The organism is Nitrosopumilus cobalaminigenes (genome assembly GCF_013407145.1).
In the GTDB taxonomy this organism is placed as follows: domain Archaea; phylum Thermoproteota; class Nitrososphaeria; order Nitrososphaerales; family Nitrosopumilaceae; genus Nitrosopumilus; species Nitrosopumilus cobalaminigenes.
On sequence record NZ_CP026993.1, the window covers coordinates 775,228 to 792,119 of the forward strand.

30 protein-coding genes and 1 tRNA gene are annotated in these 16,892 nt (G+C 32.6%); 19 read left to right on the plus strand and 12 right to left on the minus strand.

All coding sequences use genetic code 11. The features are described from left to right. The first annotated feature begins 15 nt into the window (after positions 1-15). Together C5F47_RS04645 and C5F47_RS04650 are read left to right on the plus strand one after the other, a co-directional pair. Positions 16-867 carry a TrmB family transcriptional regulator gene (locus C5F47_RS04645; RefSeq protein WP_179361715.1) on the plus strand — a complete coding sequence of 284 codons (852 nt, stop codon included), beginning with the start codon at positions 16-18 and terminating at the stop codon, positions 865-867. 81 nt (positions 868-948) lie between these two features. Continuing rightward, positions 949-1,686 (plus strand): RAD55 family ATPase, encoded by a 738-nt coding sequence (locus tag C5F47_RS04650; protein WP_179361716.1) that lies wholly within the window; start codon positions 949-951, stop codon positions 1,684-1,686. Here the strand turns inward: C5F47_RS04650 and C5F47_RS04655 are convergent, their stop codons facing one another. Beyond that, a complete protein-coding gene (locus C5F47_RS04655) occupies positions 1,687-2,910 on the minus strand; it encodes an ornithine cyclodeaminase, nickel-pincer nucleotide-dependent (protein ID WP_179361717.1) in 1,224 nt (407 codons plus the stop codon). A gap of 51 nt (positions 2,911-2,961) precedes the next feature. Beyond that, complete coding sequence (locus C5F47_RS04660; protein WP_179361718.1) at positions 2,962-3,309, minus strand: hypothetical protein; 348 nt, start codon at positions 3,307-3,309, stop codon at positions 2,962-2,964. 75 nt (positions 3,310-3,384) lie between these two features. Here C5F47_RS04660 and C5F47_RS04665 point away from each other — a divergent pair, with 75 nt between their 5' ends. Next, positions 3,385-3,684 (plus strand): hypothetical protein, encoded by a 300-nt coding sequence (locus tag C5F47_RS04665; protein ID WP_179361719.1) that lies wholly within the window; start codon positions 3,385-3,387, stop codon positions 3,682-3,684. Here C5F47_RS04665 and C5F47_RS04670 read toward each other — a convergent pair. Both C5F47_RS04670 and C5F47_RS04675 read right to left on the minus strand, forming a co-directional pair. Then, positions 3,681-3,905 carry a hydrolase gene (locus C5F47_RS04670; RefSeq protein ID WP_179361720.1) on the minus strand — a complete coding sequence of 75 codons (225 nt, stop codon included), beginning with the start codon at positions 3,903-3,905 and terminating at the stop codon, positions 3,681-3,683. The genes C5F47_RS04665 and C5F47_RS04670 overlap by 4 nt on opposite strands. A 2-nt stretch (positions 3,906-3,907) precedes the next feature. Continuing rightward, positions 3,908-4,438 (minus strand): HD domain-containing protein, encoded by a 531-nt coding sequence (locus tag C5F47_RS04675; RefSeq protein WP_246271213.1) that lies wholly within the window; start codon positions 4,436-4,438, stop codon positions 3,908-3,910. 52 nt (positions 4,439-4,490) lie between these two features. On the opposite strand from C5F47_RS04675, the gene C5F47_RS04680 reads away from it, so the two are divergent. From C5F47_RS04680 to C5F47_RS04690, 3 genes are all read left to right on the plus strand, one after another. Next, a complete protein-coding gene (locus C5F47_RS04680) occupies positions 4,491-5,027 on the plus strand; it encodes a cob(I)yrinic acid a,c-diamide adenosyltransferase (protein ID WP_179361721.1) in 537 nt (178 codons plus the stop codon). Positions 5,028-5,072: 45 nt separating this feature from the next. Further along, positions 5,073-5,447 (plus strand): hypothetical protein, encoded by a 375-nt coding sequence (locus C5F47_RS04685; protein WP_179361722.1) that lies wholly within the window; start codon positions 5,073-5,075, stop codon positions 5,445-5,447. A 95-nt stretch (positions 5,448-5,542) separates the two neighbouring features. Continuing rightward, positions 5,543-5,616, plus strand: a tRNA-Phe gene (locus tag C5F47_RS04690). An 8-nt stretch (positions 5,617-5,624) separates the two neighbouring features. On the opposite strand, the gene C5F47_RS04695 is transcribed toward C5F47_RS04690, so the two are convergent. Further along, entirely contained in the window at positions 5,625-6,071 is a 447-nt protein-coding gene (locus C5F47_RS04695) for a thermonuclease family protein (RefSeq protein WP_179361723.1), read from the minus strand. A 180-nt stretch (positions 6,072-6,251) separates the two neighbouring features. After that, the gene (locus C5F47_RS04700) at positions 6,252-6,542 is read right to left on the minus strand and encodes a hypothetical protein (protein WP_179361724.1); all 291 of its coding nucleotides are present in this window, start codon (positions 6,540-6,542) and stop codon (positions 6,252-6,254) included. 214 nt (positions 6,543-6,756) lie between these two features. On the opposite strand from C5F47_RS04700, the gene C5F47_RS04705 reads away from it, so the two are divergent. The 4 genes from C5F47_RS04705 to C5F47_RS04720 are packed head-to-tail and all read left to right on the plus strand — an operon-like array spanning position 6,757 to position 7,929. Further along, the gene (locus C5F47_RS04705) at positions 6,757-6,993 is read left to right on the plus strand and encodes a hypothetical protein (RefSeq protein ID WP_179359963.1); all 237 of its coding nucleotides are present in this window, start codon (positions 6,757-6,759) and stop codon (positions 6,991-6,993) included. A gap of 34 nt (positions 6,994-7,027) precedes the next feature. Beyond that, positions 7,028-7,267, plus strand: coding sequence for a hypothetical protein (locus tag C5F47_RS04710; protein ID WP_179359964.1), 240 nt, complete (start codon positions 7,028-7,030; stop codon positions 7,265-7,267). After that, the gene (locus tag C5F47_RS04715) at positions 7,261-7,479 is read left to right on the plus strand and encodes an Lrp/AsnC ligand binding domain-containing protein (protein WP_179359965.1); all 219 of its coding nucleotides are present in this window, start codon (positions 7,261-7,263) and stop codon (positions 7,477-7,479) included. Before C5F47_RS04710 ends, C5F47_RS04715 begins: the two co-directional genes overlap by 7 nt. A gap of 36 nt (positions 7,480-7,515) precedes the next feature. Continuing rightward, on the plus strand, positions 7,516-7,929 hold the full coding sequence (locus C5F47_RS04720; RefSeq protein ID WP_179359966.1) for a VOC family protein: 414 nt from the start codon (positions 7,516-7,518) through the stop codon (positions 7,927-7,929). Here C5F47_RS04720 and C5F47_RS04725 read toward each other — a convergent pair. Beyond that, positions 7,926-8,312: a hypothetical protein gene (locus tag C5F47_RS04725; protein WP_179359967.1), complete on the minus strand. Its 387-nt coding sequence runs from the start codon at positions 8,310-8,312 to the stop codon at positions 7,926-7,928. The two genes, C5F47_RS04720 and C5F47_RS04725, sit on opposite strands and share 4 nt — an antisense overlap. Positions 8,313-8,376: 64 nt before the next feature. Next, positions 8,377-8,742: a hypothetical protein gene (locus tag C5F47_RS04730; protein WP_179359968.1), complete on the minus strand. Its 366-nt coding sequence runs from the start codon at positions 8,740-8,742 to the stop codon at positions 8,377-8,379. A 137-nt stretch (positions 8,743-8,879) separates the two neighbouring features. Here C5F47_RS04730 and C5F47_RS04735 point away from each other — a divergent pair, with 137 nt between their 5' ends. Next, entirely contained in the window at positions 8,880-9,026 is a 147-nt protein-coding gene (locus C5F47_RS04735; protein WP_179359969.1) for a hypothetical protein, read from the plus strand. A 9-nt stretch (positions 9,027-9,035) separates the two neighbouring features. Here C5F47_RS04735 and C5F47_RS04740 read toward each other — a convergent pair whose 3' ends face one another. Next, a complete protein-coding gene (locus C5F47_RS04740; protein ID WP_179359970.1) occupies positions 9,036-9,830 on the minus strand; it encodes an adenylate/guanylate cyclase domain-containing protein in 795 nt (264 codons plus the stop codon). An 8-nt stretch (positions 9,831-9,838) separates the two neighbouring features. After that, positions 9,839-9,961 (minus strand): hypothetical protein, encoded by a 123-nt coding sequence (locus C5F47_RS09760; RefSeq protein ID WP_281361055.1) that lies wholly within the window; start codon positions 9,959-9,961, stop codon positions 9,839-9,841. Positions 9,962-10,034: 73 nt separating this feature from the next. On the opposite strand from C5F47_RS09760, the gene C5F47_RS04745 reads away from it, so the two are divergent. Both C5F47_RS04745 and ilvA read left to right on the plus strand, forming a co-directional pair. Then, entirely contained in the window at positions 10,035-10,877 is an 843-nt protein-coding gene (locus C5F47_RS04745; RefSeq protein WP_179359971.1) for a hypothetical protein, read from the plus strand. Between the two features lie 180 nt (positions 10,878-11,057). Beyond that, on the plus strand, positions 11,058-12,266 hold the full coding sequence (gene ilvA / locus C5F47_RS04750; RefSeq protein ID WP_179359972.1) for a threonine ammonia-lyase: 1,209 nt from the start codon (positions 11,058-11,060) through the stop codon (positions 12,264-12,266). Here the strand turns inward: ilvA and purE are convergent, their stop codons facing one another. Next, entirely contained in the window at positions 12,267-12,842 is a 576-nt protein-coding gene (gene purE, locus C5F47_RS04755; RefSeq protein ID WP_179359973.1) for a 5-(carboxyamino)imidazole ribonucleotide mutase, read from the minus strand. Positions 12,843-12,948: 106 nt separating this feature from the next. On the opposite strand from purE, the gene C5F47_RS04760 reads away from it, so the two are divergent. The 5 genes from C5F47_RS04760 (at position 12,949) to C5F47_RS04775 (ending at position 15,667) form a co-directional block, all read left to right on the plus strand. Next, positions 12,949-14,091: a 5-(carboxyamino)imidazole ribonucleotide synthase gene (locus tag C5F47_RS04760; RefSeq protein WP_179359974.1), complete on the plus strand. Its 1,143-nt coding sequence runs from the start codon at positions 12,949-12,951 to the stop codon at positions 14,089-14,091. A gap of 34 nt (positions 14,092-14,125) precedes the next feature. Continuing rightward, positions 14,126-14,515 (plus strand): hypothetical protein, encoded by a 390-nt coding sequence (locus C5F47_RS04765; RefSeq protein WP_179359975.1) that lies wholly within the window; start codon positions 14,126-14,128, stop codon positions 14,513-14,515. Between the two features lie 11 nt (positions 14,516-14,526). Then, positions 14,527-14,661 (plus strand): hypothetical protein, encoded by a 135-nt coding sequence (locus C5F47_RS09765; protein WP_281361056.1) that lies wholly within the window; start codon positions 14,527-14,529, stop codon positions 14,659-14,661. 88 nt (positions 14,662-14,749) lie between these two features. Then, a complete protein-coding gene (locus tag C5F47_RS04770) occupies positions 14,750-14,998 on the plus strand; it encodes a hypothetical protein (RefSeq protein WP_179359976.1) in 249 nt (82 codons plus the stop codon). Further along, entirely contained in the window at positions 14,999-15,667 is a 669-nt protein-coding gene (locus C5F47_RS04775; protein WP_179359977.1) for a nucleotidyltransferase family protein, read from the plus strand. Positions 15,668-15,678: 11 nt separating this feature from the next. Here C5F47_RS04775 and C5F47_RS04780 read toward each other — a convergent pair whose 3' ends face one another. Beyond that, the gene (locus tag C5F47_RS04780; protein ID WP_179359978.1) at positions 15,679-15,825 is read right to left on the minus strand and encodes a hypothetical protein; all 147 of its coding nucleotides are present in this window, start codon (positions 15,823-15,825) and stop codon (positions 15,679-15,681) included. A gap of 100 nt (positions 15,826-15,925) precedes the next feature. Between C5F47_RS04780 and C5F47_RS04785 the strand changes: the two genes are divergently transcribed. Continuing rightward, positions 15,926-16,891 (plus strand): LLM class flavin-dependent oxidoreductase, encoded by a 966-nt coding sequence (locus tag C5F47_RS04785; RefSeq protein ID WP_179359979.1) that lies wholly within the window; start codon positions 15,926-15,928, stop codon positions 16,889-16,891. Position 16,892 lies beyond the last annotated feature (1 nt).

The following is a 16,892-nucleotide window of genomic DNA, read 5'->3' on the forward strand; positions in this document are numbered from 1 at the left end:
GGATCCTGAAAAAACATGGCAAAAGAAACAACTCAATCATCAGTATTTGACTCAACACCCGACTCACAAATGTACGAGTACAAGCTTTCTGTTGAAAAAGTACAATCAGAATTATTACAATATGGATTAACATCAAACCAGAGTAAGGTATTCATTTATCTTGGAAAGTATGGTTCAAAAACTGCTCCTGAAGTATGCAAAGCACTCAAACTCCCTAGAACTGAAACATATCATTTGTTATCTGCATTACAAAATAAAGGCGTTGTATCTGCAACATTCCAACATCCAATCCAATTTACAGCATTACCATTAGATAAGGCAATTTGGATTTTAGTCAATTCAGAAAAAGAACGAGTAAAATCATTAGAACAAATGGAAAAAGGATTATCTGAATTATGGGAAAACATTCCTGCTTTTGATTCAATGCATGAAGAGGTTGAAGAAAAATTCCAAATGCTTCAAGGCTCAAACCAAATTCATTCAAAAATCACTGAAATGACTGATAGTTACAATGATGAATTTTTAATTCTTGGTTCAGAAAAAGATTATCTCAAACTATATCACGGTGATTTCTTAGAATCATTTGTAAAATCTAAACAACAATTCAGATTACTAAGTGCATGTTCTGATAAAACATCATACATCTTTGATGATTTGGAAAGAAAGAATATCAAAAAGTTAAGCAAAGACATTGAAAATCATCTGTGCTTTATTCTCAAAGATAATGGTGAAATGTTGTTCTTTACAAAGAATGCAAATTCTACTGAAGAATTATTCGCTATGTGGACAAATTCAAAATCCATGGTGTATTCAATGAAATTACTATTTGAATCTCTATGGACTAGTTCCAAGAATATTCATTTGTAATAATTTCATACAAGAATATTTGTTAGAATCAAACTCGTCTCCGTCTTTATATACAAAATTTACCCTAGTTTTTCTATAGAAATGGATTCTACATATTCTAAAGTGAAAACGGGAATACCTGGATTAGACTCTGTAATTTCTGGAGGACTAAAACCTGGAAGATCTGTGACTGTTTCAGGTCCTCCTGGAAGTGGGAAGACTACTTTGGGATTACAATATCTTCATTCTGGTGCTAAAGACTTTGATGAACCTGGTATCTATGTTACAATGTCTCAAAATATTGAAGAAGTAAAAAATGATTGTAAATCATATGGTTGGGATTTTGATGATTTAATCTCACAAGATAAAATTTTGATGATTGATGCTAGACCATTTAAAATTCAAGATGAATTGATTGGGAAAGATGATTCATTATACCGAGGAGAACAATTACCTTTTGAGCATTTGACTAAATTATTACTTAGTAGCATTAAACGCATTGAAGCAAAACGTGTTGTAATTGATTCAGTTACGATATTGGCTATGCAGTATTCGGACAAGTTTTACATGAGACAGGGATTGCAAGGAATGGTTCAGGCTCTAGAAAATTTTGGAGTAACAAGTATTGTTCTGTCAGAGTATTCTGAAAATGATAAAATTCCATTAGAGTGGTTTGTCACTTCAGGCATTATTCAACTTCGCCATACTAGAATAGAAGATACTATGGAGAGAACTATTCAAGTTACTAAAATGCGTGGAATAAAACACAGTGAACAAATTCACCCAATTGATCTAAATTCAGATGGGTTACAGTTGCTCCATCCTAGATTGATGCCGTGATTATTTCTTTCTTCTAATTTGTTGTGCAACCATTGGTAAAAATGCACCAACATCAGATACAATTCCTAATGCTTGCCATGTGCCTCTATCCATGAGTTTGGTGACCGTTGGTTGACTAATGTCTACTACGATAACTTTGACATTGGCAGGTAACATGTTCCCAGTAGCTATAGAATGAAGCATTGTAGAAATCATAATCACCATGCTGGCATCTTTTAGTACTTTTTTGTACTCTCTTTGGGCTTGAGCAACATCTGTAATTACATCTGGTAATGGTCCGTCATCTCTGATTGAACCTGCCAAAACAAATGGAACTTTGTTCTTTACACATTCATACATTATTCCTTTAGTTAGTTTCTTTGATTTTACCATATTGGCAATTGAACCTGCTTTGAATACTGCATTGATTGTATCCATGTGGTTTCTATGACCATGATATGCTAGTGTTGCATCATGAACATTCATTCCAAGTGAAGTACCTAGCGTAGCATACTCTATATCATGAACTGCTAATGCATTTCCTGCTAAAACCCCGTCGATATATCCTGATCTAATTAACTCTGATACTGAATCATCCGCCCCCGTATGTACAATTGCAGGCCCTCCGACAATGACAATTTTCCCGCCATTCTTTTTAGTATTGTAAATATCATCTGCAACTTTTTTAGCAATGTGTTGAGTTGGTCTCTCACTAGAGCTTGAACTTCCCATGAATTCAAAGACATTAACTCCTTCTCTTGGACGTTCAGGGGGTGTGATTTTGATACCTTTTTCTCCTACAATAATTTGATCATTTTTTTTCACATCCCTTACTGGAACACAAAATGCTCTATTTCCTTTAACAACTATACATTTGTCCATCATCATATTTTCTACTGGAATCCATTTTCCTTTATGAAATACATTGGTGTGATTGTTAGTTGTGCTGTAAAAATTATCTGGCATTACATAATTTTTTGGTGCTTTTTTTAGTGTAATTTGTTGTTGAATTTTTGATACTGCTCCTAATCGATAAACTGTTTCTAAAATCTCATCAAGATGCTTTTGATTTTTACCTGTAATTAATAATCTGGCAAAAGATTCGTCTCCTTTCTTTTTACCAATATTAATTTCATCAACTTCGAATTCTCCATGCAAATCCATGATTTTATCAAAGATCTTAGTCAAAATTGAAGAGTCAATTAGATGTCCTCCTACCTCAATTTCTTGAGAAAATTTGCTCATTTTATTTATCAATATTATATCATAACTAAAGCTTACGTTTTTTTCTTGATACTAAACAGGTAAGATTACTTTACCTTCGAATTTTGGAATATTGTCCTTTTCAAAGGATTTTTCTAATATCTCTTTTTGTTGTTTAGTGACTCCTTGTACAATGGTTTTTGAGGAGCCTGTTTTGTCAACTAGTGCCAGAATATATCCACTATTATCTGTCAATACAAAGCCTGCTGATTCATCCACAAAAGCATACAAGTTTTCCTCTCCTACTGGCGCCCAATTACTAGATGAATTACTTGCAAGGGCTAATGCCGGCATTGCCTTTCCATTAGTTAGGGTGTTAAGATATTCTCTTGCTTCTGCAACTCTTTTTTGTCCTAATTTTAGAGCCTGAAAATATTGCATATTTCACATGAAATACAATTGCTATAACAATTTTTGCTCTAAAGATTGTTATAGAATATTATAGTTAGCAAAAATATGCCTTTGACTAATTCTGTCATAATAAAACTAAATGAAATTACTACCATGGTTGAGGATAAATCAAAACTTTCAGAAACTGAAATTGACGAAATTAAATTAATCTTCAAAAGTTTAGTAGAACAAAATGAGCGATATGACCTAAATGAGATAGAGTTTTGGTTTGAAAATGAGGGTCATTGGACAACAAAAGAACCTAGAGTACGAATTGTTAATTTAGCAAATTATGTTCAAGACAAATACATGCAAACTGCACATCTGAGAATAATCTCTGATGATGATTGCGGTTGTGGAAATTAAATTTCTAATTGTTCTAGTAATCTACCAACAATCTTTGCATTTTCTGTTCTTTCCTTTTGAATCTCAGTGATGCGGTTTTCATTTTTTGCACCATTTGATAAAATTTGAAAATACTCTTCATCCAAGTCATTATTTTCTTGTAATCTTTTGATAACCTCAAACAAGATTCCAATTACTTGTTTTTGAGCCTCAATTAATTGGTCTTTTTCATTCTCATCCATGTCTATTTTTCATCTATGATGTTTCTAAATAATTCTTTTAATTTTGGATGGATAATTTCCTTTTTTGCTGATTCAAAAAAAGTACTCAGTTTTTCTTTAGAATGGCCTTCATTTTGATATATTTTGGCTTGAAAGGCCATCTCTAATCTGTCAAGTTGATGAACAATTTTTGCTTCTGATGATTCCTTTTTCTGATAATCATTCCATAGTGTCTCATACTCTGTTTTTACGTTATCTGGTAATGTCTTGATGATTTTAGAAAATGCATTATTTTCCAGTTTATTTTTCTCTTCTATGGGAATTTCTCCAGGGATAAAATCTCCAATTTCTGATTCTGCCAAATCATGAAGTAATATCATTTTGAGAATTTTTTCACTATTGTAATTTTCAGTATCTGAAATAATCATACCCATCATGGCCATAGAATACGAATGATCAGCAACTGATTCAGGATTTTCTATGGATAGTTTATCTATCCATCCCTGCCTTTGAATTTTTTTTAAATTTGCAGCTGCATTGAAAAATTCCTTCACAATATTATGCCATTACGAATCACATATTACTTATTTCAAAAGTAGTAGATTATTGAAAATATATACAAAAACTGGTGATGATGGCAGTACAGGATTACAAGGAAATTATAGGATTGACAAATCCCACCCTCGAATCATCTCGTATGGAACTGTAGATGAGGCAAATGCTACACTTGGAATTGTTTTAACACATTCTTTGGATGAAGATGTTAAATCACTATTAACGCAAATTCAAAATGATTTGTTTCTAGTAGGTGCAGACCTCTCAAATCCCAATCTTAATGATACTAAAAATAGGGTGTCATTAGAAATGATTGAAAATTTAGAGACTCATATTGATAAATTTGAAACTGAATTGCCCCCCTTAACTAACTTTATTTTACCGGGAGGTGATGAATCTGCTGCTCAACTGCATTATGTTCGAACTGTCGTTAGAAGAGCAGAATCTCAAACTGTACTATTAAGTGAAAAAGATGAAATCAATTCAAATTGTATTAAATATCTGAATCGACTATCTGACTTGTTTTTTGTTATGGGACGTTTGATCAATAAACGAAAAAATATACCGGATGTTCCTTGGAAAATTTAACAGACTGACCTTAAAGATACATGAATTCTCTATTGGTGAATCTATATGATTAATTGGTTTATGGTTATTGCGATTGTTTTAATTCTACTTTTTGTAATAGTTGGCATATCCATTGCTTTGCCTCCATTGCTCAAATATGCTGATGATGAAGCTAGACAAGCAGCATACAACAATGTACCTGAAAAATATAGAATGATGTGCAATACACCCTCAGAACTTGAGATAATATTTGATAGAATGGATACAATATCATCAGATAATTTGGATACTCAGGCAAAAGGAATCTATCAATCAATTCTTTGGGGTAATGATATTGAAAGCTGTGATGTACTGTATTTGTATAATCAGTTAGATGACAATCAGAAAGAAAAACTTCTCTGGTTAGAGATATCTTGTACTGTAAGTCATTGTATTCCATAGATTTCAAAGATCGCGATCCCAACTTTAGAAAAAAGTAATCATATGCCATAAAATGACAAACTTTAATTCCTCAACACAATCCTTTTTTTCTAAGTGCCGTGGTAGCTCAGCCTGGGAGAGCACTCGGCTGAAGACCGGGCTGTCGCGCGTTCAAATCCCGCCCGCGGCACTGTTTTACTAACATCCAAACTTCTTAGCCCAGGATTCTTCCTTGAATTCACTGTCAAAACAATGAATTGTTTTAATCTCTCCGTGCCCTTTTTCTAAAATTTCCTCATTAAGTAAAACTCCTTGGCAGTACACTTTGGCTATTACCCCGCCATAACTTCCTTCAATTTGCCCATCATCTTCATCAATTAATACCTCTGAATTAATTGGACATTTTTCTTCAACGAAAATCTTTGATTCTATACCTCCTAAATCATTTAATTCTGGAGTGGATGTGAGTGCTAATCTCACTCTGGTTTCTCCCACATCAATTGTATCTCCATCAACAACATTCGTGATTTTTCCCTTTAGACATAGGGCATTCCCTGTACAATCTAGAGCTGTTTGGGGTGTTAGTATTATGAACATTAATGGAATGCTGCACAATAAGACCACAATTGAAATTTTAGAAATCATACATTTTACTACTTTGTATGGGATTTAAGATATTATGAACAAAATATGTCGTCATTTTTTAAAATTACAATAGAGTTAAGTAGATTTTTGATGTAGCATATTTGGTTTTCATTTTATTCCCTTTTCTTAAACAAAATAAAGAAAAGGTGGAAAACCTTTTTTTCTCAAATTTTTCTAAAATTATGCATCTACAAGATTAAAGAAATTCTTTCCTGATGCTGATTTTTCAGAGATGCATTTGACGGGTCCTAATGGAATTTGTTTTACGTTAACATCTTCTCGTAATTTTTCATTCTTGAATCTGTTAACTATTGCCACTCTAGTAGTATGAAATTTGTTGATGTGATTTCCATCCACTTCAAACATTTCTTTTGTTGTGATTTTCACTCCTTTTGTGACTGTTTCACCCTGTGTATAGTCAGAATCCTCTACAAATGTAATTGTAAATGATTGCTCCCCTATTTTTGCCAATGATGCACTATCTCCGATTATTTGGTAATCTGCTAATGTTGCTATGTCCTTTCACCTCCAATAATGTGGATATAGATCATTAAATGATAAAGTCAATTATGCGTCAAAACTTGACTCAGGTGGCCTCTTTGATCGATGATGTGTTGAGAAATTGTTCTAAATTCCATTCTGCATAATCTTTAAAAACCACCCCACCTCTTGATTTTCGAGATTCATGGCTGAAAAAAAAGCAGTAAAGAAAACTACAAAAAAAACACCTGCAAAGAAAACAACCACAAAAGCTAAAACCACAAAAGCTAAAGGTACTAAAACTAAAAAACCAAAAAATGAACCTCCAATCGATATGGGTATTGTAATAGTAGATGATGATATTAAGATTGATCAAGAACAAATCAATGAAGAACGACGAGCATATCTTGAAGAGGCTCGCTCTCAAGAAGCATCTGACTAGGAATCTTTATCAGATTCGGTAACATACACTATTCATGCGTGCATTATGTTTAATCACTGTTAAACCTGGTAAGGTTGATTCTGTTGTTGCAATTTTAAAGAAAAAACGAAAAATTGTAAAACAGATTATGGTTGTTGCAGGAAGAGCTGATATCAGTGTTCTATTACAGGGAAATATTGATGAAATAAACAGTATTGTAATTGATTTTAAAAAAATTAAAGACATTGTAACAACTGAGACATTGATAGAAGTGGAGGTTGATTTGGGATGGTAAGGGCAATCATTTTAGTTAAATCTCCTAAAAAACTAATAGCAGCTAGATTAAAAAAAATTACATCTGTCACGGATTCATTCCCAACTAGTGGTCAATTTGATGCAGTTGCAATAATTGATGTTGCAGAATTAGTAGAGATTAAAGAAGTTGCAAATCAGATTCAAAAAATCAGTGGGGTTGATAGAACTGAAACCATGGTTGAAGTGCAATGAGCAATGGATTTAAAGAACTTCTGACTAAGTATATCTGTGAACATCAAAAAAGTAGGCAATGTAATTTTAGCAGTAAAAGACATTGACAAATCCCTACAATTTTACCATGAAATCATAGGTCTTCCAATTAAGAATCAAAGAAGATCCTGGATTGATTTGGGTACAACTGGTGCTTTATTGAGTTTACATCCCGCATCGTTAACAGCTCAACATGTTGGTGATTCTATTGATAGTGGAATTACTTTGGGATTTCTTGTTGGCGATGTTCAGTCTGCAGTTGACGAATTAAAAGAAAAAGGTGTCACAATACATCGTGATATTATTGAAAAAGATGCAGGAAAAAATGCGATCATTTTAGATCCTGACGGCTATCTTATTTCTTTATTCGAACCTATCTTTGATGATAAAGATCAACAAACAGGCGGATATCAAGGATTTACACCAGCTTAGATTGCTTTCTTAATTGAAGAAACAATATTCTCTAAGTCTTTTTCTTTTCTATTAAGTGACACATAATATGTCACATTATTTTTCTGTAAAATTAATATTGTAATTTTTTGATGTTGTAAAATCACATGTTCTAATTTTCCAACAGAACTGACTGAGTCTTTTCTTAATGAGATTAGTGTGGATATTACAAATAATTCATTTTTGAAATCTTCTGATTGTAATAATGGTTTAAGGTTGGGCTTTATCATTCCAGTTAAAGTTCTACCATATGCGTTTACAACTCCAGCATATCTTACACTGTTTGATACTTGAAGAATTTTTTGACATTGTTTTCTATATTTGATAACAGTGTCTTTCCATTTATCTGCAGGAGTTTTAACCATGATCAAACTAATATTCGAAATTAATAAGGATGTTGTCTAATTGCAATTTTTAGAACTAGATATTTTATTTTGTTTCTTTTTGTAATTTTTTCTTCAATTCCATGTTTTCTTTTATCAGTTTGTCATTTTCTGTTTGGAGTGTTTCTATGGAATTTTGTCTTGTATATGCTGGATGTCCTGGTGGAATTACTGTTGAATTCATTGTAAGTAGTCCTGCTGCATATTGTTGATACATGTGTTGGAATCCTTGAAGTTTTTGAGCCATATTCTCAGCATTTTGTAAAAATTGTTTTTTCATTGGATTTTCATGGTTTTTGAACATTGGATTTGCTAACCCTGGTGGAAGTCTTGGGAATTGAAATGCTACATGTGGGATATTTGGATTTAATCCATACAAGTCACGTAGGTGATTTGTTACCATATTATCCATGAATATCCTCGATATTTGCTATATTTGTGGCTTGCTTTAGTCATTTGATAAACAATGAAGCTAAATGTCAGTCGTTTTAGCTCAACTTGAGTTGATCGCAGATCCTTATAGATTCCCACTTTGGATCGCTGATACACATGGACGCATCAAAAAAAGCATGTCTAAAATGCAAAAAGGATATTGGAGAAAAAGATCTTCATAAAATTGTAATTTATGTTGTTCAAGAAAAATTCACTGAGCATCATTATGAACATGTAGAATGTCCCGATAATTTTACAGTTTAATTTTTAAATTTATCCTTTGAATTCATATACATTGTAGGTTTCGCCCGTAGTTCTTGAACGATACTTCCATTCTTCTTTTGTCCAAACAACTTGAATGAAGTCTTTTTGATAACTGGGATGCAATCTTTGGTACACATCACTGCCAATCAAAATTTGATTTGGTTTTGCCATGTTTTGAATTTTTGCTGCAATATTCATAGCAGGACCCATTAAATCCACATGAGAGTTATCAACATCTGCCCCATATCTTACAACAATATTTTGACCAAAATCAACTCCAATCTTTACCATCAAATCAGGATAATCATATTGATTTAGAATTGGGTTAATTCCTTTTTGAATAATTGAAATCATTGACTTTGCACAATTTACAGCATTGTCTCCTGTTTGCATTTTATCACCTACGAAATAACCAATAACAGCATCGCCTACAAATTTTAAAACATAACCATGATGTTGTCTGATAACAGCTGCCATTTCTTGAGAGAATGAACTTATGATAATTGCAATTTTTTCTGGAGGCATTTCTAATGTCATTGTGGTGGAGCCCACCAAATCCACATAGAGCACAACCATATCCAATTTAGAAAAAACATTTTTTCTTAGAAATTGGTCTGACTCGTCAATCAGTCCCGAATATTCGTAACCTTTTTTGAGGGCAGCCCAAACTCGCTTTTGAGTTTCTAAAATCATAGTTTCAGAATCTAGTGTCTGCTGTTGATTCTTGCTAAGTAGCATATCCACTACGCTGTTACTTTTTGTTTCTTCAGTTTCAGGATTGCTCTCAATTTTTTCTTCAGTCATATTTTACCTCATTCTAAGGGGAAATCTACTCCACATTTGGGGCATTTACCTCTTTTTCCCTTGTATCCATCATGATAATACTCTGTAATATTTTCATTACAGTTATCACAAGTATTTTTTAATTGCCCCATGCCTATAATTGCCATCCAATCTATTTAGATTTGATCATGAAGGTTTAAGGAGAGCAGTTTCTCGATATTTCATGTGAGATTAGGTTCAAGATCATCTAATGAATTCATTCAATTACTTAATGAAAAAAATGAATTAATCCAAAAATCATATCTGCCAAAAATGATTGATTTGACAAAAATGATTGATGTCAAAGTAATGATGGGAGATTCTACAATTACTGATCAAAAAACATTTGATCCAAAATTAATATCAGACTATTTTCAAAAAATTAATGATTCATTAAAAGATTGGTCACTACAAGATGTTTCAATTACAAACAATCAAGATGTAAGAAGAATTTTTACAAAATTTGAAATCAGAGAAGGAAATTATTTGATTTCAGGGCATTTATCATTACAGTTTCATGTTTTGTTATATTACAAACCCGATCAACGAGTTATTGATTGTCAAAAAGAGCTTTCGGAGATTGTTGATTTAACAAAAAATGAGCAAGAGCAACTTTCAGATAATAGTGATCAAATTGTATTAAACAAACTCAAAGAAATGGGATACAAGGATTTTGATCATCAGAAATTATTTGAAGTATTTTATGAAAATGATGAATTTAGAGAAAAAGTTTTTTCAGAAATTCAAAAAGATGCTGGAGTTGATTTTCAAGAATTGTCTGAAAAAAAGTCTAAACTCTTTTCTGAACTTGATTCATTATTGGTAGAAACATATCAAACATCTCCTGTACTAATAGATGATCCTAAATTAGTTGGAGGTGAAGAGGGTTGTTTGTTATCAATAGATTTAGAATTTATTAAAAACGATACTCGTGAAGGAGTATTTGATCCTAGAAAAATGTCTGATTCCACCAAAGAACATATTCTAAATAGATTAGTAGAACTTGAAACAGTAATTCAATCTTCATAAAACCCAGGAAACCGGAAAATGAGATATTCTCTCAAAGGGGAGATCCGGCTCCTGTGTATAATTTCAACGACAATTTCAAAGTATTTAGGCATTCCTGAAATTTTACACATAAAATTTGACTAATGATGCAACTTTTCCGTAGAAGAAGTAAAATACACCAAACCGATAGCATCATTTCCAATGAACCCCACATATGATGACATACTAGCTGCAAATGCATTACGAGGTAATGAAATTAAAAAAACACCTCTGATACATACTCCTACATTTAGTGAGATTACTGGTTCAGATGTATATCTAAAAGCAGAGTTTCGGCAAAAGACCGGTTCGTTTAAAATTCGTGGAGCTTATTTTAAAATAAAATCATTAACGGATGAAGAAAAAAAACATGGTGTTGTTGCAGCGTCAGCAGGTAACCATGCACAAGGAGTTGCCTTTGCATCCTCATTAGAAAAAATACCTTGTACTATAGTAATGCCAAAAAATGCATCTCCTGCAAAAGTTGCTGCTACTAGAGGTTATGGTGCTAATGTAATCTTAGAGGGAGTAAATTATGATGAATCATCATCAAAAGCAAAAGAGATAGCCAAAGAGACTGGGGCTACAATGATACATGCATTTGATGATCCACAAATAATTGCAGCACAAGGAGTTATCGGATTAGAGATACTAGAAGATCTACCGGATGTAGATGAAATCTATTTGCCCATAGGTGGTGGCGGATTGGCTGCAGGAACATTGATTGCAATAAAAGAAAAAAATCCAAATATCAAAGTTATAGGAGTACAGTCAAAATCATTCCCATCAATGCATGACTCTGTAAAACAAGGTTCAATCACTTCAAGTGGTGGCGATAGAACTATAGCTGATGGCATTTCAGTTAAAGTGCCAGGACAATTAACATTTACAGTGATCAAAGAACTCATCGATGAAATAGTTCTAGTGGATGATATTGAAATCACAAAGGCAATGTTCCTCTTAATGGAAAGAATGAAGTTTGTTGTAGAGCCAGCTGGTGCCTCAAGTTTAGCATATCTAATTTCAAAAAAACCGGCTGTTGGAAAAAAGGTCGTAGCAGTTTTGGCGGGAGGAAATGTAGACATGTATCTTTTGGGTCAAATTGTAGACAAAGGATTAGCTGCAATGGGCAGATTACTCAAAATCTCTGTTTTACTGCCTGATAGACCTGGTGCTTTCAAGGAAATAATTGATGAGATATCTCTAGCCAATGCAAATATCATAGAAGTTGTACATGACAGACTAAGTTCGAATATTAATGCAGGATCAGCTGGAGTTACCTTAAGTTTAGAAACACAAGGAAAAGAGCAAGCTCAATTATTAATTGATTCATTAAAGAAGAAGAATATTCAATTCACTTTATTGACTTGATTAATTGAATTTCTTTTTAGCAAATTTTGAAAGGCCTTGTTTTTGTAACTGATCTGATTCTTTCATAACTGAATTATGTTGATTTGATTTATGTAATTTTAATTTCTTTTTTAAATCTGGAAATTCATTTGCAAGAATTTTCATGGCGTAAATTCCAGCATTACCTGCTTTGTTTACTCCAACTGCAACGACTGGAGAACCAGAAGGCATTTCAGTTATAGACAATAATGAATCCAGCCCCCCAAATGCAGAAAATTTCTCAGTATCTGTTTTTTTATGATGTTTGTCATTGTATACCAAGATTGGTACGCCAATTACAGGAATGGTTGTGTGTGATGCTATCATTCCAGGTAAATGTGCAGCTCCTCCGGCACCAGCTATGATAATTTTAAATCCCATTTTTTCAGCATGTTTTGCATATTCTGCTAATCTTGCAGGAGTTCTATGTGCAGATACGATTTGATCCTCATGTTTAATTTTATGCTCATCTAAAATTTCTGCTGCTCCCTGCATAATTCTACTATCAGAACTAGATCCCATAATGATTCCAACAAGTGGTTTTTTAGAATAGGCCATGATATTAGGAAAAACTAGAGAGTAATTAACAATTCTATTACAAAAAATTAGATATATTTTGTATATCGACATTAGATTTTTTTAATCGAAAAATACACATTTGGCTATGGGGAAAATTCTTGGCATTATTGGTGGAGGTCAATTAGGAATGATGATTGCAGAAGCTGCGAAAAAAATGCCTAATGAGATATCTGAAATTATCGTATTGGATCCTACTGAAAATTGTCCTGCAGCTCAAGTTGGTGCCACACAAATTATTGCAGATTTTAAAGATAAAGACGCAATAGTTGAACTCTCTGAAAAATCAGATATCATCACATATGAAATAGAGTCTGGAGATAGTGATATTTTAAAATCAGTTGAAAAAAATGCAGAAATTAACCCGTCCCCCGAAACATTAAGAATTATTCAAGACAAATATTTACAAAAAACTTTTTTGAAGGAAAATAATATTCCCGTCCCAGATTTTGTTAAAATTGAAAATATTGAGGATGTCAAAAATACATTAAAAGAATATGGATATCCTGCACTACTAAAAGCTAGAAGAGACGCATATGATGGTCGTGGGAACTACAAGATTGATTCTGAAGAGATGATTCAAGAGGCTTATGATTATTTTAAGGGACAAAAATTATTGTTGGAGAAATTTGTTCCATTCAAAATGGAAGTCTCTGTAATAGCATCAAGAAATACAAAAGGTCAAATCAAAACATATCCACTAGTTGAAAATATTCATGAAGAAAACATATTGCGTGAAACTATAGCTCCTGCAAGAGTTTCAGAAGAAATTACCAAAAAAGCAGAACTTATTGCAGAAAAGACCATGGCCGTACTAAAAGGTGCAGGAATATTTGGAATTGAGATGTTTGTAACCCAAGATGATTCTATAGTGATTAATGAAATTGCCCCACGTGTTCACAACTCTGGTCATCATTCACTACAATCAAGTGAAACATCACAATTTGAGCAACATCTCAGAGCAATTTTGGGTTTAGAATTAGGCAGTACCAAATTAATTCACAATACAATAATGTACAATATACTTGGCTCAAAAGAATTTCAAGGGGAGTACAAACCACTAGAAATTTCTGATGAGGGTGTATTTTTGAAAATGTATGGAAAAAAAGTTTCAAAACCTCTAAGAAAATTAGGCCATTTCAACCTAGTAGGAAGTAAGGGTGAATCAATTGCGCAGTTGATTGAAAAACTAAACACCCTCAAAGATAGGGCAGCAGTACAATCAATCTGATTAAGTTTATTAATTGTGAAAAATTCATTTTGGTATGGCATTAACTGTTTCATTAATTCTTGCTGGAATAGCAATTGGATTGCTTTCACTTTATGCTGCAGATGTAGCAGTTGCAATGTCTTCAGATAGTGATCATGGATTTTTGCCTCTTGATCATATGCAAAGAGGTATGGGTCTTGGTGGACCTGCATTGATATTACCAATAATTGCATTTTTCATATCTAGAAAAGAACCTTCAAAGGGATTGGGAATTATGATAATCATTTCAGGGATTTTGATCATTCTAGGTGGAGTTGTAGTTTTAGCAAATCCTGCTCCTGCTGCAGAAACTTCAGATAGAGATCCAATGGCCTCAATGGCAATGATGTTTGTTCCAGCTGCAATCCAATTAGCATTAGGCGGCATCAAAATTTCAAAATCATAAATAAAAATACCATGCCTATTTGTGCAAAATGTGAAAATGATGTGAATAAAGTATATGATTGTGATCATACAGATTATTTAGATTACTGTAAAGAATGCTATACAGAGTTACATTACAATATAACAGAAGAAGGTAAAACATCATGAAAAAACTAACTTTAGATTTCCCATATTGTCCTGAATGTTATACTGAATTACATTACTACGTTAGCGATACAACTGAGAATGAATGATCATGTTAACTGAGAAAGAAATTGCCATTTACGCTTTAGGAAAAACAGAAGGAGTTCACTCTATAGCTGAAACCCTTGGAAAAGGACTAGATGATGAAAAATATATTGAATCTTGGAATAAAACAATGAAATTACTTGGTATTGAGATGCCATTAAAAGATCTTGAAAAAATCTATAACGAGTTTGCAAAAAAGATGGAAGATCTAGTAGATTATGAAAACATAAAACCTGAAAAATCTACCACAAAATAGATGAAAGCAATAATTTTAGCTGGTGGTAGGGGTAAAAGACTAAGACCCATTACAGATTATGTTCCAAAACCCCTTGTCCCAATTAAAAATATACCAATAATTGAATGGCAGTTAAGATATCTTAAAAAATATGGAATCAACGAAGTAATAATTTGTACTGGATACAAACAAGAAATGATTGAAAATTATCTAGATACAAAAAAAATTGGAATAAAAATTAATTATTCAATTGAAAAAACACCACTAGGTACTGGTGGTGCAATCAAGAAAGCTGCAAAAATGATCAAAGACAAGACATTTTTTGTAATTAATGGAGATACAATAACAAATATTGATTTGAAGAAATTATCTAAAACAGACAATGCTATAGCTGCAGTGGAATTACGAACTAAATTTGGAATTTTAGAAACAGATGAGGATAAAATTACAAAATTCAAAGAAAAAAAAGAAATTTCGGATTTGTGGATGAATGCAGGAATTTATCATCTAGAATCAAAAATTATCAAAGATTTGCCGATAAAAGGAGATATTGAAAAAACAGTCTTTCCAGATTATGCAAATAAGGGAAAACTTCATCTTGTAAAATTCAAAAATGTGAAATGGTATTCAGTTGATTCATTCAAAGATATGGAAGAATGCTCTTTAGAAGTAGAGAAAATAATAAAATAGATTTTTAAAATTTATGCGCCTGTACGGTGCAAAGTCACCATACAATATGCTATTTCTTCAACAAATGATTCGTCTTTGCTAACTGATGCATACTTTGTGGCATCATCCCAAAATGATGGTTTTTCCGCATGTTTTTCTGAGAATAATTGTAAACTCATGATTGTATTTGTGATCTGATCTGATAATCTTCAGCCTCAATCAAAATTAACCTATTACTAAAACAGATACACTAGAATATCCAAAAGTCATACTAAATTCATGCGTGTTGCCTGTAGTTTAGGATCATTACTCACGATTGATGAGGTGATACAATGCTCTGAAATCATATCAAACACAAAAATAGACACTATCTGGGTGCCTGAAACATGGGGTATGGAGAACTTTTCTATGCTTGGGGCAGTTTCTGCAAAAACCCGTACTCAAAAAATAGGCTCATCCATAATCAACATCTATTCTAGAAGTCCATCAACTATTGCCATGGGGGCAGCCACAATTGACACATTATCAAATGGACGATTGATTTTAGGATTAGGCACAAGTAGTATTCCAATTGTAGAATCATTTCACGGAAACAAATTTGAAAAACCAGTACAAAGAATGAAAGAGTATGTGGAAATAATCCGCCTAGCATTATCAGGTAAACAAATCAAATATGATGGAGAGATTTTCAAACTAAATAATTTCACATTATTGATAAAACCAAAAAGAAATGAAATTCCAATCTATGTTGCAGCAATAAACAAAAAAATGGTAGATTTAGCTTGGAGTATTGGAGATGGAGTAATTTTCTATCTACGACCTCTTAAAGAAATGAAAGAAACAATATCTAAAATGCAATCAAAGAAAAAGATAGACGTTACATGTCAGTTGATAACGTGTGTTTCAGAAAATCCAGATGATGCAATTCAACGAGCTAAAAAGACAATAGCATTCTATGTTTCAGTTGGTGAAATATATCGTAAATTTTTGGCAAATAATGGATATTCGTCTGAAACAGAAAATATTTTTGAAGAATTTAAAAAATCTGGATTTAAATCAAATCATGAACTAGTTACAGATTCTATGCTACAATCCCTATCCATTTGTGGCACACCAAATGAATGTAAACAACAACTTGACAATTTTATAAACGCCGGAATTGATCAACCAATTTTACAATTTAACCCAATTGGAAAAACATCAGATTCTTTTCAATTATTTAAAAAAACATTTTTGGATGAATGAC

Coding starts and splice junctions, on each gene's coding strand:
- C5F47_RS04645 (WP_179361715.1), top strand. CDS start 16: ATGGCAAAAGAAACAACTCAATCATCAGTATTTGACTCAACACCCGAC.
- C5F47_RS04650 (WP_179361716.1), top strand. CDS start 949: ATGGATTCTACATATTCTAAAGTGAAAACGGGAATACCTGGATTAGAC.
- C5F47_RS04655 (WP_179361717.1), bottom strand. CDS start 2,910: ATGAGCAAATTTTCTCAAGAAATTGAGGTAGGAGGACATCTAATTGAC.
- C5F47_RS04660 (WP_179361718.1), bottom strand. CDS start 3,309: ATGCAATATTTTCAGGCTCTAAAATTAGGACAAAAAAGAGTTGCAGAA.
- C5F47_RS04665 (WP_179361719.1), top strand. CDS start 3,385: ATGCCTTTGACTAATTCTGTCATAATAAAACTAAATGAAATTACTACC.
- C5F47_RS04670 (WP_179361720.1), bottom strand. CDS start 3,905: ATGGATGAGAATGAAAAAGACCAATTAATTGAGGCTCAAAAACAAGTA.
- C5F47_RS04685 (WP_179361722.1), top strand. CDS start 5,073: ATGATTAATTGGTTTATGGTTATTGCGATTGTTTTAATTCTACTTTTT.
- C5F47_RS04695 (WP_179361723.1), bottom strand. CDS start 6,071: ATGATTTCTAAAATTTCAATTGTGGTCTTATTGTGCAGCATTCCATTA.
- C5F47_RS04705 (WP_179359963.1), top strand. CDS start 6,757: ATGGCTGAAAAAAAAGCAGTAAAGAAAACTACAAAAAAAACACCTGCA.
- C5F47_RS04710 (WP_179359964.1), top strand. CDS start 7,028: ATGCGTGCATTATGTTTAATCACTGTTAAACCTGGTAAGGTTGATTCT.
- C5F47_RS04715 (WP_179359965.1), top strand. CDS start 7,261: ATGGTAAGGGCAATCATTTTAGTTAAATCTCCTAAAAAACTAATAGCA.
- C5F47_RS04725 (WP_179359967.1), bottom strand. CDS start 8,312: ATGGTTAAAACTCCTGCAGATAAATGGAAAGACACTGTTATCAAATAT.
- C5F47_RS04730 (WP_179359968.1), bottom strand. CDS start 8,742: ATGGATAATATGGTAACAAATCACCTACGTGACTTGTATGGATTAAAT.
- C5F47_RS04735 (WP_179359969.1), top strand. CDS start 8,880: ATGGACGCATCAAAAAAAGCATGTCTAAAATGCAAAAAGGATATTGGA.
- C5F47_RS04740 (WP_179359970.1), bottom strand. CDS start 9,830: ATGACTGAAGAAAAAATTGAGAGCAATCCTGAAACTGAAGAAACAAAA.
- C5F47_RS09760 (WP_281361055.1), bottom strand. CDS start 9,961: ATGGGGCAATTAAAAAATACTTGTGATAACTGTAATGAAAATATTACA.
- ilvA (WP_179359972.1), top strand. CDS start 11,058: ATGAACCCCACATATGATGACATACTAGCTGCAAATGCATTACGAGGT.
- purE (WP_179359973.1), bottom strand. CDS start 12,842: ATGGCCTATTCTAAAAAACCACTTGTTGGAATCATTATGGGATCTAGT.
- C5F47_RS04760 (WP_179359974.1), top strand. CDS start 12,949: ATGGGGAAAATTCTTGGCATTATTGGTGGAGGTCAATTAGGAATGATG.
- C5F47_RS04765 (WP_179359975.1), top strand. CDS start 14,126: ATGGCATTAACTGTTTCATTAATTCTTGCTGGAATAGCAATTGGATTG.
- C5F47_RS09765 (WP_281361056.1), top strand. CDS start 14,527: ATGCCTATTTGTGCAAAATGTGAAAATGATGTGAATAAAGTATATGAT.
- C5F47_RS04770 (WP_179359976.1), top strand. CDS start 14,750: ATGTTAACTGAGAAAGAAATTGCCATTTACGCTTTAGGAAAAACAGAA.
- C5F47_RS04775 (WP_179359977.1), top strand. CDS start 14,999: ATGAAAGCAATAATTTTAGCTGGTGGTAGGGGTAAAAGACTAAGACCC.
- C5F47_RS04780 (WP_179359978.1), bottom strand. CDS start 15,825: ATGAGTTTACAATTATTCTCAGAAAAACATGCGGAAAAACCATCATTT.
- C5F47_RS04785 (WP_179359979.1), top strand. CDS start 15,926: ATGCGTGTTGCCTGTAGTTTAGGATCATTACTCACGATTGATGAGGTG.